The sequence below is a fragment of the uncultured Sphingomonas sp. genome, from assembly GCF_913776855.1.
Taxonomy (GTDB): Bacteria; Pseudomonadota; Alphaproteobacteria; order Sphingomonadales; family Sphingomonadaceae; genus Sphingomonas.
The window spans coordinates 22,907-38,300 of sequence record NZ_CAJYQD010000010.1; the positions used below are offsets into that span (position 1 = coordinate 22,907).

Genomic DNA, 15,394 nt, shown 5'->3' on the forward strand with positions numbered 1-15,394 from the left:
ATGAAGCGCGCGCTGGGCGGCATCGTCGCCGCCATCCTCCTGTCCACCCAGCCCGCTGCCGCCCAGTCGATGCTGCGCGATGCCGAGACAGAGGCGCTCCTCACTGACATGTCGCGCCCGATCGCGGTTGCCGCCGGCCTCGACCCGCACAACTTCAACGTGGTGCTGTTGCAGGACAAGTCGATCAACGCCTTCGTGGCGGGCGGGCAGACGGTCTATGTCCATAGCGGACTGATCGACGCGGCGGACGACGCGAACGAGGTGCAGGGCGTCATCGCCCATGAAATCGGTCATATCGTCGGCGGGCACGTGCCGCTGGCCGGGCGCGGCATGGCACCGGCCACCGGAATCACCGTGCTGAGCCTGTTGCTGGGCGTCGCGGCGATGGCGGCGGGCGCGGGCGAGGCGGGCGCGGGCATCCTTGCAGCGGGCCAGCAGGCGGCGATGGGCAGCTACCTGGCGTTCAGCCGGACGCAGGAAAGTTCGGCCGACGCGGCGGGCGCGCGGTTCCTGCGCAGCGCCAACATCTCGGGTCAGGGGATGCTGGACTTCTTCAAGAAGCTCCAGAACATGGAATATCGCCTCGCGATCCCGCAGGACAATGGCTATCAGCGCACCCACCCGCTGACCGGCGAGCGGATCGCCAACCTGACGCAGGACGTACAGGCGTCGCCGTCATTCAAGGCCCCGCCCGATCAGGCGCTGGAGACGCGCTTCAAGCGGGTGCAGGCGAAATTGCGCGGCTATGTCAGCGACCCCAAGGATACGCTGCGCCGCTATCCGGCGAGCGATCAGAGCATCTATGCCCATTATGCCCGCGCCTATGCCTATCACAAATCGGGCTATCCGGAGCAGGCGGCGGCGGAAACGCTGGCACTGGTGAAGGCGGCGCCCGACGACCCCTATTTCCTCGAACTCGAAGGGCAGATCCTGCTCGAATCGGGCAAGCCGAAGGATGCGCTGGCGGCGCTGCGCGAGGCGACCGAGCGCACGCGGTCGTCGCCGCTGATCGCCGCGACCTTCGGCCACGCGCTGATCGCTGCCGAAGACCCGACGCTGCTGGACGAGGCGGAACGGGTGTTGAAACAGGCGATCGCGCGCGACAACCAGAACCCGTTCGCGTGGTACCAGCTGAGCATCCTGTACGAACGGCGCGGCGATCCGGCGCGGGTCGCGCTGGCAATGGCCGAATATGCGTCGCTGGCGGGTGATACCGGCATGGCACTGGCCAGTGCGCGACGGGCAATGGCGTTGTTGCCGCAAGGGTCGCGGGACTGGATCAGGGCGCAGGATATTCAAATGACGTCGCAGACGGCGTTCGAGGAAGAACGTCGCCATCGCCGGCGTCGGGGGGAATGATGGGTAGAATTGGAAATGCGCTGATGCTCGCCGCGGCGGCATTGGCGGGTGCGGGCGGCGCGATCATGGCCCAGCGCGGCGGAACGGGCGACCGTGCCGCGACCGAGACGGTGGTGCGCGATTATATCCTCGCCAATCCCGAAATCCTTCCCGAAGCGATGCGCCGGTTGCAGGCAAAGGAATCGGGCAAGGCGGTGGCGGCGAATCGCAGCGCGATCGTCGAGCCGTTTCCCGGCGCGATCGCGGGCAATCCCAAGGGGGATGTCAGCGTGGTCGCCTATCTCGACTATGCCTGCGGATTCTGTCGCGCCAGCCTGCCGGCGATTACCGGCCTGATCGCCAGCGACCCGAACGTCCGGATCGTCTATCGCGAGCTGCCGATCCTGTCGCCCGACAGCCGCACCGCCACCGAATGGGCGCTGGCCGCAGCGCTCCAGGGCAAGTTCAAGCCGTTCCACGACGCGCTCTATGCCAGCGGCCGGGTGGACGCCGGGACGATTCAGCAGGCCGCGACGACCGCCGGGCTGGACATCGCCGCCGCCCGCGCCGCGATCCAGTCGCCACAGGTGGTGGCGGAGATCGAGCGCAACCTGAAGACCGCCGGCACGCTGGGCTTTACCGGTACACCGTCATGGGTGGTGGGCGATCAGGTGCTGAGCGGGGCGCAGACGCTACCCGCGCTGCAGACGGCGGTGGCAGAAGCGCGCCGCACCGGGAAACCGGGTTAGGGCGGCAACGGGGGAGCAGGGCAATGACGGGGGTTACACGGCGCACGGCGATCGGAGGCCTGGTTGCGGGCGGTATCCTGCCGGGCATCGCGGGTGCGGCGGCATCGCCCCGGCGGACAGGGGCGCCGCACCGCCTGTTCATCGATTCGCTGAGTTTCCTGCCCAAGGACCTAGCTGATATCGGCCGCGCCGGGCTGAACGCGATGATCGCCGACATATCGGAGGTCGAGGAGGTTCGCGATGCAGCGGGCATTCCGCGCTACCTGCGTGGCTTTCGCGCCAATGACGCGGCGATCGACACGGCCGTCGCCCGGCTGAAGCAATCGCCCCACGCCTATGTCGCGCTGAAAGGCAGCGACATCGGTACGCGGCCGGGCTGTGCGACGTTCCTGCAATTCCAGTCGACCGAGATGATCGAGGACGATCTGGGCCGGATCGAACGGTTTCATGCCAAGGGCCTGCGCGTCCTGCAATTCACCCACCACAATGACAACCGGTTCGCCGGCGGTGCGCTGCAACCGAAACAGAGCGGCCTGACGCCGCTCGGCATCGCCGGGCTGGCCGAGATGAACCGGCTACGCATCCTGCCCGATGTCAGCCACGGATCGGATGCCACTATGTTGGAGGCGGCGACGCGATCGACCACGCCGATCGCGCTCAGCCACGGCGCCGTCCGCGCGATCGTCGACCATCCGCGCTGCGCGCCCGACAACGTGATCCGCGCGATCGCACAGCGCGGCGGGGTGATGGGCATCTTCATGATGAGCTTCTGGCTGACCCGTAAAAAGGTGCCGACGGTCGCGGATTATGTCGCACAGGTCCGGCATGTCGTGCGGGTCGGCGGGATCGATGCCGTCGGCGTCGCCAACGATTTTCCGATGGGCGGGCAGGAAAACCTGTTGAAGCTGCACAACGACAATGCCCGCGGCGTCGCCGAGTATCTGGAATGGTGGCGGGCGATGCGGTCGCAGGGGATTGCCGGGTTCGACTGGACCCCGGAGCATGTCGTCATTCCGGCGCTGAACCATATCGACCGGATGCAGCGTATCGCCGACGCGCTGTCCGCCGCCGGCTTCCGCGCGCGCGAGGTGGATGCGATCATGGGCGGCAACTGGCGACGGTTGCTGACCGACGTGTTGGGATAGCGACTTCCCCCGGTCATCGAAGCGTGAAACAAGCTGGTCTTATGGAAACCATCCTTTCGATCCGGGGCGTCGCCAAGACGTACAAGTCCGGCACCGTCGCGCTCCAGCCGACCGACCTCGACATTGCAAAGGGCGAAATCTTCGCGCTGCTGGGGCCGAACGGCGCGGGCAAGACGACGCTCATCAGCATAATCTGTGGCATCGTGACCGCCAGCGCGGGGACGATCACCGCCGCCGGGTTCGACACGGTGCGGGATTATCGCGAGACGCGGACCCGAATCGGGCTGGTGCCGCAGGAATTGCTGACCGATGCGTTCGAGACGGTGATGGCGACCGTCACCTTTTCGCGCCGGCTGTTCGGGCGGCATGGCGACCCGGCCTTCATCGAAAAGCTGCTGCGCGACCTCACGCTGTGGGACAAGCGCGATGCGAAGATGACAGAGCTGTCGGGCGGCATGAAACGCCGCGTGATGATCGCCAAGGCGCTGAGCCACGAACCCGACATCCTGTTCCTCGACGAACCGACCGCCGGCGTCGATGTCGAGCTGCGCCGCGACATGTGGCGACTGGTCCATGAACTGCGCGAACGCGGCGTCACCATCATCCTGACCACGCACTATATCGAGGAGGCCGAGGAGATGGCCGATCGGGTGGGGGTGATCGCCAAGGGCCGGCTGATACTGGTCGACGAAAAGCAGGCGCTGATGCGCAAGCTGGGCAAGAAGACGCTGACCCTGACGCTGCCCGACCCGCTGGCGGAGGTCCCGGCCGCACTGGCGCACTGGCCGCTGGAGCTGACCGACGAAGGTCATGCGCTGACCTTCGCCTTCGATGCCAATGCCGAGGACAATGGCGTCCGCGCGCTGCTGCGCGCCGCTGACGAAGCCGGCATCGCGTGGAAGGATATTGCGACGAAACAGTCGAGCCTCGAGGATATCTTCGTCGGGCTGGTCCATGAGCAGGAGGCACGGGCATGACCTTCAACTGGCATGGCGTGCTGGCGATCTATCGCTTCGAACTGGCGCGGTTCGGGCGGACGATCTGGACCTCGCTGATGACACCGGTCATCACCACTTCGCTCTATTTCGTGGTGTTCGGCACTGCGATCGGCAGCCGGATGAACGAGGTGTCGGGTGTACCCTATGGCGCGTTCATCGTGCCGGGCCTCATGATGCTGACGATGCTGACCGAAAGCATCTTCAACGCCAGTTTTGGCATCTTCATGCCCAAATGGTCGGGCACGATCTACGAACTGCTGTCCGCCCCCGTTTCCACGCTGGAGACGCTGGTCGGCTATGTCGGCGCGGCGGCGACCAAGTCGGTGATCGTGGCACTGGTAATCTTCGCGACCGCGCATCTGTTCGTCGACGTGACGGTCGCGCACCCGATCTGGGCGCTGTGCTATCTGGTACTGGTGGCGGTCACCTTCTGCCTGTTCGGATTCATCCTCGGGCTATGGGCCAAGGGATTCGAGCAGTTGCAGGTCATCCCGCTGCTGGTCGTCACCCCGCTGACGTTCCTGGGCGGGGCATTCTATTCGATCGACATGCTGCCGGGCGTGTGGCGGACGATCAGCCTGTTCAATCCGATCGTCTATCTCATCAGCGGGTTTCGCTGGACCTTTTTCGGGGTTGGCGACGTGTCGGTCGGCGCCAGTCTGGGCGCGACCTTCGGTTTCCTGTGCATCTGTGTGACAGCGATCACCGTGATCTTCCGCACCGGATGGCGGCTCAAGAAATAAGGGACGAGCGATGGATCTAGGAATTGCCGGCCGCAAGGCGATCGTGTGCGCGTCGAGCGCCGGCCTTGGCCGGGCGTGCGCGCTGGAACTGGCGCGGGCCGGTGTCGATGTGGTCGTCAACGGACGCGATGCAGCGAAGCTGGGCGAAACGGCGGCGGCGATCCGCGCCGAAACCGGAGTGCGCGTGACCGAAGTGGTCGGCGACCTGTCGACCGAGCAAGGCCGCGCCGCGCTGCTCGCCGCCTGTCCGGACCCCGACATCCTCGTCAACAATAATGGCGGTCCGCCGCTCAAACCCTATACCGAGCTGGAGGCCGACGGCATCCGCGCTGGGATCGAGGCGAATTTCGTGACCCCTGCCCTGCTGATCCAGGCCGTGTTGCCCGGCATGGTCGCGCGTGGGTTCGGCCGGGTGGTCAACATCACCTCCGGATCGGTCAAGATGCCACTGCCCGGACTCGACCTGTCCAGCGGCGCGCGCGCCGGGCTGACCGGCTTCGTTGCCGGCATCGCGCGGCAGGTGGCGGGATCGAACGTCACGATCAACGGGCTGCTGCCCGGATCGTTCGATACCGCGCGCATCGCGTCGATGACGCAAGCGGCGGCGAAGAAGAACGGCACGACCCCAGCCGAGGAAAAGGCGAAGCGCGCGGAGTCGATCCCGGCGAAGCGGATCGGCGATCCGGCGGAGTTCGGCGCGGCCTGCGCGTTTCTGTGTTCGGACAAGGCCGGGTTCATCACCGGGCAGAGCCTGTTGATCGATGGCGGAGCGTTCCCCGGCATCCTCTGACCCATTAGAAGATGCCGAGAAACTTCTTGCGCTGTTCCTTGCGCTCGCCCCGGTTCGAGCGGCCATCCTCTGCCTTCGCGGTCGTGCCGCGACCGACGTCGTCGCGTGCCTCGCCCTTGGTCGTGCGCTGGGCGCGGGCGGTGGCGCCGGCAAGGACCGGGCCGCACGCCGCACCCTTCGCATCGCCCGGATCGACGAACGCCAGCACGCCCGCAACGGGGCTGGCGACGATCGCGAGGCCGAGACCAGCACCGGCGCGGCCGAGCAGTTCGGGGCTGATGACCGAATAGCGTGGTGCCGCGAAATGGCCGCCGATGCCGACTGGTGACTGGCCGGCGAACAGCGAGAATTTCTTCGAATCGGCGCGTACCGCCAGATCGATCGATTCGTTGCGGAAGCTGAAACCGCCGCGCCCGATCATCACATTCTTCTGCGTATCGATCAGGATCGGGTCCGCCGCCGCCACCCCGCCACGCACGGTGAAGCCGATCAGCCCGCAATTGATCCGCACCGGTTCCTTCAGTTTCCCCTCAAACATCTTTTGCGCAAAGGTGCCGAGGTCGAGTTCGGACAGCTGAATATTGCGGGTCCAGAAACTCCCGGCCGGCAGGATCACCGCGATGCGTCCGTTCGAGCTGGCAAGCGAATCGTGGATCGTATCGCCCGCGCCGGTCAGCTTGATCCGCGCCTTGACGGTGCCGCTCGTCCCCGCTTCCTCCACGCCCCATCCGGCCAGCAACCGCCCCATGGGCGTCGGCGACAGGCGGATGTCGTAATCTGTGACGGCCGGACGGCGCCGGGCGTCGATCACGATGTCCGATGCGACGTTGCCGCGCGCCATGGCAAAGGTCAGCGGCGACAGCTTCAGCAGCCGGTCGTTCAGGTCGAGCGTCAGGTCGACGTTCGACACCGGCAGGCTGCGCGCGCGGACCGTGCCGACCTTGTAGCGGACCTGTGCGTCGAAGTTGCGCAGCGCTTCGACGTTGAGCTTGGCGTCGGGCAGCAGGCGCGGGGCGCCGCCTTCGCGCGTGATGACGCCGGCCGCGCCCTGCGCCTCGACCCGTTCGAGGTCGTAGCCGACGAACGCCGACATATCGACGATATCGAGCGTGCGCGACGCCAGGTCGGCGCTCAGCAGCAGGCGTGGTTCGCGCTGGGTCACGGTCAGGCTGCCGGCGAGGTCGCTGTCGCCGAAGACGCCCTTCAGCCGCGTGAACTTCCAGTCGGCCCCGTCCTTGGTCATCCGCCCGGTCAGGCGATAGGCGCGGGTATTGGGGGTCAGGATGCCGAGCGTGGCGAACACGTCGGCAAGGTTAGCGCCGCGCAGCCGGACGGCGAGGTTCGATCCGTCCAGCTGGGTCGGGCCGGGCAGCGTGCCGGCGAGGATCGCGACCGATCGCGCGACTTCGATCCGCGCGGTCAGCTGATTCTCGCCGCCGCGAATCGTCGCGTTGGGTGATTGCAGCTGGCCGGTCAGGCGGAACGGGCGGCCGCGCACCGTACCGCGCCCGGTCGCCCGGATCGCGCTGGCGAACTGCGTGCCTTCGCTGATCGTCGTGTCGAGGTCGAACGTCCCGTCGAGCAGGAATTGCGGGTCGCGGTAACGAATCCGAGTATTCCGGAAGATGCCGCTGCGCACGACCGGCAGTTCGAGCTTCCTGCCCGGCTTGTCAGGGTCGCCGAACGTCCAGGTGTTGCGCTTGCGCTCGGCGTCCCAGTGCAAATCCGCCCGCGCGCCGTCCAGCTCCAGCCAGTTCACCCGCCGCCGCCCGAACAGGAAGGTGAGTGTCGCAGTCGAGCTGTCGAGCTTCCTCGCCTCGAACAGATTGCCGCCACCGGCCCAGTCGGGGTTCGATACCGACAGTCCTTCGGCAAGGAACTTCAGGTCGATCGGATTGAAATAGAATTGGAAATCGCCTGCGACGCGGACGGTTCGCCCGCTGGCCGACGAGGCGATGCGTTCGAACGTGCCCTTGAGGAATCGGCCCCTGGTAACGAACAGGATCGCCCAGGCGAGGACGATCGTCGCGACGATCCCGATCAGCGTTCGTACCGCAATCCGCCGCCAGTCGCGGCGGCGGGGGGCCTCGGGGGTGCCGGTCGTTGCGGAAACTTCGGCCATCGCCTCCACAAGCGTTCGGGGGCGAAACGAGTTCCGGCAGTTGCGTTTTCGTGACGGGCGGGTTAGGGGCGCGCTCTTTCCACGACCTTTCAGGGATTCGCCCGGCCATCTGGGGCTGCCGCGGCAATCCGCACGTCGTGATATTTGAGGAGACCAAAATGCCCAAGCTCAAGACCAAGAGCGGCGTGAAGAAGCGCTTCAAGCTCACCGCCACCGGCAAGATCAAGCACGGTGTCGCGGGCAAGCGCCACCGCCTGATTTCGCACAACGCGAAGTACATCCGCCAGAACCGCGGGACTTCGGTCCTGGCCGACGCCGACACCGCCCGTGTCAAGGCGTGGGCGCCCTACGGCCTTCGTTAAGGAGTACTGAGCAATGGCACGTATCAAGCGCGGCACGACCACCAAGGCGAAGCACAAGCGTATTTTGGATCAGGCGAAGGGCTATTACGGCCGTCGCAAGAACACGATCCGCATCGCTCGCCAAGCCGTCGAAAAGGCCGGTCAGTACGCTTATCGCGACCGCAAGGTTAAGAAGCGGACCTTCCGTGGTCTGTGGATTCAGCGCATCAACGCCGGTGTCCGCGCGGAAGGCATCACCTATTCGCAGTTCATGCACGGCTGCAAGCTGGCCGGCATCGAACTCGACCGGAAGGTCCTGGCCGACATCGCGATGCACGAGGAAGCCGCCTTCAAGGCGATCATCGCGCAGGCGAAGGCCGCCCTGCCGGAACAGGCCGCCGCGTAAGCGAACGGTTCCTGTTTTAGGGTAAGAGAAACGCCGGTGGGGTGACCCGCCGGCGTTTTTTTGTGCCTTCCCACCCCGCCTGTCGCCGTCCCGGCGAAGGCAGCCTCACCTTCATCGTCATTCCCGCGAAGGCGGGAATCCATAGACGCTACCGTCTCGGCTCCAGTATCAACGTCGGCGTGTATGGGTTCCCGCCTACGCGGGAACAACGAAGGGGGTTGGCATGGAGCGCATCTTCGAACCCTGCGTCTACATCATCGCCAGTCGTCGCAACGGCACCATCTATACCGGCGTCACCAGCAACCTCACCCAGCGGCTGCACCGGCATCGCGCCGGCACCTTTCCCGGCTTCACCGCTGACCACAACTGCCACCGCCTCGTCTGGTTCGAACGCCACGAAACCATGGAAACCGCCATCCAGCGCGAGAAGCGGATCAAGAAGTGGAACCGCGACTGGAAGCAGAATATGGTCGAGCGGACCAACTCCCACTGGCGCGACCTGTCCTCGGGGCTAGGCTTCTCTGCCGTTCCGCAATAAAGCCGGTCGCCTATCCCGACCACCGGAGCGACCGTGACCCCCGATCTCGACCAATTGCGTGCCGACCTGCTCGCCGCCATCGATGCCTCTGCGGGCGTTGACGCGCTGGAGGCGGTGCGTGTTCATGCGCTGGGCAAGCAAGGGGCGGTGACCGGCCTGCTCAAGACGCTCGGCAGCCTGTCGCCCGAAGAGCGCCAGACCGTCGCGCCCGGCATTCATGCCCTGCGCGAGGCGGTGACGAGCGCGATCGGCGCGCGCAAGGCGGACCTCGAGGCACGCGCACTGGCGGCGAAGCTGGCGAGCGAGCGGGTCGACCTGACGCTGCCCGTCGACCGGATCGCGCCGGGCGGGGTGCATCCGGTGTCGCAGGTCATGGACGAGCTGGCGGAAATCTTTGCCGATCTGGGCTTTGCCGTCGCGACGGGGCCGGAGATCGAGGACGACTGGCACAACTTCACCGCGCTTAACATTCCCGAGACGCATCCGGCGCGCGCGATGCATGACACGTTCTACGCGCAGCGCCGAAGCCCGCAGGGCGAGGAAACCGCAAGCGCGGCCGGCGGCGCCGAAGCGCCGTCCGACGACGGTGGCTCCGCCACCGGCGCCACCGAACGCTACGTCCTCCGCACGCATACATCGCCGGTCCAAATCCGCACGATGATGACCCAGCAACCCCCGATCCGCATCATCGCGCCGGGCCGCGTCTATCGCAGCGACAGCGACGCGACCCACACCCCGATGTTCCACCAGATCGAAGGACTGGTGATTGATCGCGGCATCCATATGGGGCATCTCAAATGGACGCTTGAGACGTTCCTGAAGGCGTATTTCGAACGCGACGACATCGTCCTGCGCCTGCGCCCGAGCTATTTCCCGTTCACCGAACCATCGGCAGAGGTCGATATCGGCTATACGCTGGAAAAGGGCCGGCGCGTCGTCGGCGGTGATCCGAGCAAGGGCAATGGCGGCTGGATGGAAGTGCTGGGCAGCGGCATGGTCCACCCGAAGGTCATCGCGGCGTGCGGCCTCGATCCCGATGAGTGGCAGGGCTTTGCCTTCGGCACCGGCGTCGACCGGCTGGCGATGCTGAAATACGGCATGGACGACCTGCGCCCGTTCTTCGACGGCGATCTGCGCTGGTTGAAACATTATGGCTTTGCGGCGCTGGACGTTCCCACGCTGTCGGGGGGAGTAGGCGCATGAAGTTCACCCTGAGCTGGCTGCACGAGCATCTCGACACCGATGCCTCGCTGGACACGATCCTCGGCGCGCTGAACGCGATCGGGCTGGAGGTCGAGGGCGTCGAGAATCCGGGGGAGAAGCTGGCCGCATTCCGCGTCGCCCGCGTCCTGACCGCCGAACCGCATCCACAGGCGGACAAGTTGCAGGTGTTGTCGGTCGATGCCGGGGACGGTCCGTTGCAGGTCGTGTGCGGCGCGCCCAACGCCCGCGCGCGGATGGTCGGCGTGTTCGGGATGCCGGGCGCGACGGTGCCGGCCAACGGCATGGTGCTGAAGGTCGCGGCGATCCGGGGGGTCGAATCGAACGGCATGATGTGTTCGACCCGCGAACTGGAGCTGGGCGAGGATCATGACGGGATCATTGAGCTGCCCGCCGATGCGCCGGTGGGCACCCCCTTCCCCGCCTATGCCGGGCTGGACGATCCGGTCATCGACATCAGCATCACTCCCAACCGGCAGGACTGCATGGGCGTGCGCGGCGTTGCGCGCGATCTGGCGGCGGCGGGCTATGGCACGTTGAAGGCGCTGGTGGTGCCGGTCGTGGCCGGCGAGGGTGACGGTCCCGACGTGCGGGTCGAGGATGCCGCCGGCTGCCCGGCCTTCTATGCGCGAGCGGTACGGGGCCTCACCAATGGTGAGTCGCCCGAGTGGATGCGGCGGCGGCTGAACGCGATCGGGCAGAAGCCGATCTCGACACTGGTCGACATCACCAATTACGTGATGTTCGATCTCGGGCGGCCGCTGCATGTCTATGACATGGCAAAACTCGATGGCGGCCTGGTCGCGCGGCAAGCGAAGCCGGACGAGAACGTCGTCGCGCTGAACGGCAAGTCCTATACGCTGGACGGTGGCGAGACGGTGATCGCCGACGCCGCCGCGGTGCATGACATTGGCGGGATCATGGGCGGCGAGCATTCGGGCGTGTCGGAGACGACCACCGACGTGCTGATCGAATGCGCGTACTTCACCCCCGAAGCCATCGCGCGCACGGGGCAGAAGCTGGCGCTGACCAGCGATGCGCGCACCCGGTTCGAACGTGGCGTCGATCCGGCGTTCCTCGAGCAAGGCTTGGCAATCGCGACCGATTACGTCTTGCGGCTGTGCGGCGGGACGGCGAGCGGCGTGACGAAGGCGGGCACCCCGCCGAGCGAACCGCGCGTCATCACCCACCAGCCGGGCCGCGTCGCAACGCTGGGCGGACTGGACGTCGCCGAGGACCGGCAGCGCGACATCCTCGAACGGCTGGGCTTCGCGGTCGGTGACAGCTGGCAGGTGACCGTCCCGTCGTGGCGACGCGATGTCGAGGGCGTGGCCGATCTGGTCGAGGAAGTGATTCGGATCGAGGGGCTGGACAACGTGCCCTCGACGCCGCTCGACCGCCCCGCCGGGGTGGCGGTGCCGACCGCGACGCCTGAACAGAAGCTGGAGCGGCGGATGCGCCGGGCGGCTGCGGCGCGTGGGCTGGCCGAGGCGATCACCTGGAGCTTCATCGCCGACGACGAAGCCGCGCCGTTCGGTGGCGGCGCGTGGGAGGTGGTGAACCCGATCGCCAGCGACATGCGCGTGATGCGTCCGTCGCTGCTGCCCGGATTGCTCAGCGCCGCCGCGCGCAATGCGAAGCGTGGGGCAAGCAGCGTGCGGCTCTTCGAGATCGGGCGGCGCTATCTGGCCGAAGGCGAGCGCGCGACGCTCGGCATCGTGCTATCGGGCGAGCGTAGTCCGCGTGGCTGGCGCGGGGGCAAGGCGCAGGGCTTCGACGCGTTCGATGCCAAGGCCGAAGTGCTGGCGCTGCTCGAAGCGGCGGGGGCGCCGGTCGGCAATCTACAGGTGATGGACGGTGCGGGCGACGTGTTCCATCCGGGCCAGTCGGCGACGCTCAGGCTGGGGCCGAAGACGGTGCTGGCGAGCTTCGGCGTGCTGCACCCGACCACGGCCAAGGCGTTCGATCTGGGCGGCGGCGTGGTGGCGGCGGAGATCTATCTCGACGCGCTGCCGGCGAAGCGGGGCCAGGGCTTCATGCGCGCGGCCTATGCGCCGCCGGCACTGCAGGCGGTGACGCGCGACTTCGCGTTCCTCGTCGTCGACGACGTGACCGGCGACCAGCTGGTGCGCGCGGTACGCGGCGCGGACAAGGCGGCGATCGTCGATGCGCGGCTGTTCGACGTTTTTGCCGGACAGGGCGTCGAGCCGGGCCACAAGAGCCTCGCCATCGAGGTCACGTTGCAGCCGGGGGCGAAGAGCTTCACCGATGTCGAACTGAAGGCGATTTCGGACAAGATCGTGGCTGCGGCGAAGAAGGTCGGCGGGAGCCTGCGCGCATGACCGTGACGCTGAGCAACGGCACGCTGACCGTCGCCATCGAACCGCTGGGTGCCGAACTGCATTCGATCAGGGATGCGGAGGGTCGCGAGCTGATGACCAACGCCGATCCGGCGTTCTGGACCGGCCATGCGCCGATCCTGTTCCCGATCATCGGCGCGGTGCAGGACGATCGCTATCATGTCGATGGCGAAGTCTTCCACCTGGCCAAGCATGGCTTTGCGCGGCGGCGGATGTTCGCGAAGGTTGCGCAAACCGATACGTCGGTGCGGTTCGAGCTGGTCGACGATGCGGAGACGCGGAAGGTGTATCCGTTCGCGTTCATGCTCCACGTGGAACACCGGCTGGAGGGGGCGACCCTGCACAGCGAGGTGACGGTGACCAACATCGGCGACCGCGACCTGCCGGCAAGCATCGGCTTTCACCCGGCGTTTGCGTGGCCGCTACCGTATGGGCGCGACCGGGCGGCGCATCGGATGGTGTTTTCGGACGCGGAAGTTGGCACCGTCGCCGCAATTGCGGCCAACGGAACGATCGCGCCGGAGCGGCGGCCCGATCCGGCGGTCAATCGTGTGTTGACGCTGACCGACGATCTGTTTGCGAACGATGCGCTGGTGTATGACCCGGTTCGAAGCACTTGGGTGCAGTACGGGGCGGAGGACGGGCCGCAGTTGCGGGTCGATTTTCCGGGGATGCCGAAGCTCGGCATCTGGACGAAGCCGGGTGCGGCCTTTGTCTGCATCGAGCCGTGGGACGGGATTGCGGACCCGGAAGGGTTTGCCGGTGACATCTTCGACAAGCCCGGGATTAATCGGGTTGCGCCGGGGCAATCGCATCGGGCGGCTATGTCGGTGACGTTGGAAGGTTGATTTTCACGCAAAGGCGCGGAGACGCGGAGGGGTTGCGTTCGCGATGAGGTTCCGCCGCGACAGCAGGCTTTATCACCCGTCGCATCGAGCGGAGTTGTCTGCCGCACGCACCCGGTCGCTGCAAACACCACCTCTACGCATCTCTACGCCAACCATCCCCCTCTTCTCTCCGCGCCTTCGCGTGAACCCGCCTTCTTCTTCCGTCCTAGCGTGACGCCAATCTTGCCGCCCTCCCCGCGCAGCCCTAAAGGCCGGCGATGGACCATATTTCCGATCGCCGCACCTTTGCGATCATCTCCCACCCCGACGCCGGCAAGACCACGCTGACCGAAAAGCTGCTGCTGTTCGGCGGTGCGATCCATCTGGCGGGTGAGGTGAAGGCGCGGGGTGCCGCCCGCCGCGCCCGGTCGGACTGGATGAAGATCGAGCAGCAGCGCGGGATTTCGGTCACGTCGTCGGTGATGACGTTCGAGCGGAACGGGTTGACCTTCAACCTGCTCGACACGCCGGGCCACGAGGATTTTTCCGAAGATACCTATCGCACGCTGACCGCGGTCGATTCAGCGGTGATGGTGATCGACGCGGCGAAGGGTATCGAGCCGCAGACGCGCAAGCTGTTCGAAGTGTGCCGGTTGCGCAGCGTGCCGATCATCACCTTCGTCAACAAGGTCGACCGCGAGGGGCGCGATCCGTTCGCGCTGTTGGATGAAGTGGCCGACATGCTCCAGCTCGACGTGTGCCCGATGACGTGGCCGGCCGGCATGGGCGGGCAGTTCGAGGGGATTTACGACTTGGTCGACAACCGGCTGTTGCAGCCGGAGGTGGGAACGAAGGATTTCCAGGGCAAGGTCGAGCAGTTCACCGGCCTGGATGACGCACGCATCGACAGCGTGCTGTCGGCGGAAGCGGCCGAGCGGCTGCGTGAGGAGGCGGAGTTGGCGACCGGCGGCTATGCCGCGTTCGACGGTGCGGCGTACCGTGCGGGCGACCTGACCCCGGTCTATTTCGGGTCGGCGCTGAAAGAGTTCGGCGTCGATTCGCTGATCGACGCGATCGCCAAACACGCTCCCCCGCCCCGCCCGCAGCCTGCCGAACCCGCGCCGGTCGACCCGACCGATGATCGCGTGACGGGGTTCGTGTTCAAGGTGCAAGCGAACATGGACCCCAACCACCGCGACCGGATCGCGTTCATGCGGCTGTGTTCGGGGACGTTCAAGCGCGGCATGAAGCTGACCCCGACCGGCCATGGCAAGCCGATCGCGATTCATTCGCCGATCCTGTTCTTCGCGCGCGAACGCGAACTGGCCGACGAGGCCTATCCGGGCGACATCATCGGCATTCCCAACCATGGCACGCTGCGCGTCGGTGATACGCTGTCGGAACGGGCCGATGTGCGGTTCACGGGGCTGCCGAACTTCGCGCCGGAAATCCTGCGCCGCGTGGTGCTGAAGGACCCGACCAAGACGAAGCAGTTGCGGAAAGCCTTGGACGACATGGCCGAGGAAGGCGTCACGCAGGTCTTCTATCCCGATATCGGGTCGAACTGGGTGATCGGCGTGGTCGGGCAGTTGCAGCTCGAAGTGTTGCTCAGCCGGCTGGACGTCGAATACAAGGTCGCGGCGGGGCTGGAAATGGCGCCGTTCGAAACCGCGCGCTGGGTGTCCGCGAGCGATCCGGCGGATTTGAAGGCGTTCACCGACCTGCATCGCAGCGCGATGGCGAAGGATCGCGACGGCAATCCGGTGTTTCTGGCCAAGAGCGCGTGGGAGGTCGGCTATATCGCCGATCGTTATTC

14 protein-coding genes are annotated in these 15,394 nt (G+C 66.4%); 13 read left to right on the plus strand and 1 reads right to left on the minus strand.

Annotated features, from left to right (window positions below; all coding sequences use genetic code 11):
• Genes QZ755_RS02300 through QZ755_RS02325 form a run of 6 tightly spaced genes read left to right on the plus strand, consistent with a single transcriptional unit; the run spans position 1 to position 5,763 of the window.
• The gene (locus tag QZ755_RS02300) at positions 1-1,359 is read left to right on the plus strand and encodes a M48 family metalloprotease (protein ID WP_294319342.1); all 1,359 of its coding nucleotides are present in this window, start codon (positions 1-3) and stop codon (positions 1,357-1,359) included.
• Entirely contained in the window at positions 1,359-2,087 is a 729-nt protein-coding gene (locus QZ755_RS02305) for a DsbA family protein (protein WP_294319343.1), read from the plus strand. Before QZ755_RS02300 ends, QZ755_RS02305 begins: the two co-directional genes overlap by 1 nt.
• A gap of 23 nt (positions 2,088-2,110) precedes the next feature.
• Positions 2,111-3,232 carry a membrane dipeptidase gene (locus QZ755_RS02310; RefSeq protein ID WP_294319345.1) on the plus strand — a complete coding sequence of 374 codons (1,122 nt, stop codon included), beginning with the start codon at positions 2,111-2,113 and terminating at the stop codon, positions 3,230-3,232.
• Positions 3,233-3,273: 41 nt separating this feature from the next.
• On the plus strand, positions 3,274-4,209 hold the full coding sequence (locus QZ755_RS02315; protein ID WP_294319346.1) for an ABC transporter ATP-binding protein: 936 nt from the start codon (positions 3,274-3,276) through the stop codon (positions 4,207-4,209).
• Positions 4,206-4,973 carry an ABC transporter permease gene (locus tag QZ755_RS02320; protein ID WP_294319347.1) on the plus strand — a complete coding sequence of 256 codons (768 nt, stop codon included), beginning with the start codon at positions 4,206-4,208 and terminating at the stop codon, positions 4,971-4,973. Before QZ755_RS02315 ends, QZ755_RS02320 begins: the two co-directional genes overlap by 4 nt.
• A gap of 10 nt (positions 4,974-4,983) precedes the next feature.
• A complete protein-coding gene (locus QZ755_RS02325; protein ID WP_294319348.1) occupies positions 4,984-5,763 on the plus strand; it encodes an SDR family oxidoreductase in 780 nt (259 codons plus the stop codon).
• A gap of 4 nt (positions 5,764-5,767) precedes the next feature.
• On the opposite strand, the gene QZ755_RS02330 is transcribed toward QZ755_RS02325, so the two are convergent.
• Positions 5,768-7,885 carry an AsmA family protein gene (locus tag QZ755_RS02330; RefSeq protein WP_294319349.1) on the minus strand — a complete coding sequence of 706 codons (2,118 nt, stop codon included), beginning with the start codon at positions 7,883-7,885 and terminating at the stop codon, positions 5,768-5,770.
• A 158-nt stretch (positions 7,886-8,043) separates the two neighbouring features.
• Here QZ755_RS02330 and rpmI point away from each other — a divergent pair, with 158 nt between their 5' ends.
• The 7 genes from rpmI to QZ755_RS02365 form a co-directional block, all read left to right on the plus strand.
• Positions 8,044-8,247 (plus strand): 50S ribosomal protein L35, encoded by a 204-nt coding sequence (rpmI, locus tag QZ755_RS02335; protein ID WP_055757212.1) that lies wholly within the window; start codon positions 8,044-8,046, stop codon positions 8,245-8,247.
• A gap of 13 nt (positions 8,248-8,260) precedes the next feature.
• Positions 8,261-8,632 (plus strand): 50S ribosomal protein L20, encoded by a 372-nt coding sequence (gene rplT / locus QZ755_RS02340; RefSeq protein ID WP_294319355.1) that lies wholly within the window; start codon positions 8,261-8,263, stop codon positions 8,630-8,632.
• A gap of 223 nt (positions 8,633-8,855) precedes the next feature.
• Positions 8,856-9,170 (plus strand): GIY-YIG nuclease family protein, encoded by a 315-nt coding sequence (locus tag QZ755_RS02345; protein ID WP_294319357.1) that lies wholly within the window; start codon positions 8,856-8,858, stop codon positions 9,168-9,170.
• A 33-nt stretch (positions 9,171-9,203) separates the two neighbouring features.
• Positions 9,204-10,373: a phenylalanine--tRNA ligase subunit alpha gene (gene pheS / locus QZ755_RS02350; RefSeq protein ID WP_294319360.1), complete on the plus strand. Its 1,170-nt coding sequence runs from the start codon at positions 9,204-9,206 to the stop codon at positions 10,371-10,373.
• On the plus strand, positions 10,370-12,733 hold the full coding sequence (gene pheT / locus QZ755_RS02355) for a phenylalanine--tRNA ligase subunit beta (RefSeq protein ID WP_294319362.1): 2,364 nt from the start codon (positions 10,370-10,372) through the stop codon (positions 12,731-12,733). Before pheS ends, pheT begins: the two co-directional genes overlap by 4 nt.
• Positions 12,730-13,599: an aldose 1-epimerase family protein gene (locus tag QZ755_RS02360; RefSeq protein ID WP_294319364.1), complete on the plus strand. Its 870-nt coding sequence runs from the start codon at positions 12,730-12,732 to the stop codon at positions 13,597-13,599. Before pheT ends, QZ755_RS02360 begins: the two co-directional genes overlap by 4 nt.
• A gap of 257 nt (positions 13,600-13,856) precedes the next feature.
• A partial coding sequence (locus tag QZ755_RS02365) for a peptide chain release factor 3 (RefSeq protein ID WP_294319366.1) occupies positions 13,857-15,394 on the plus strand: 1,538 nt, incomplete at its 3' end.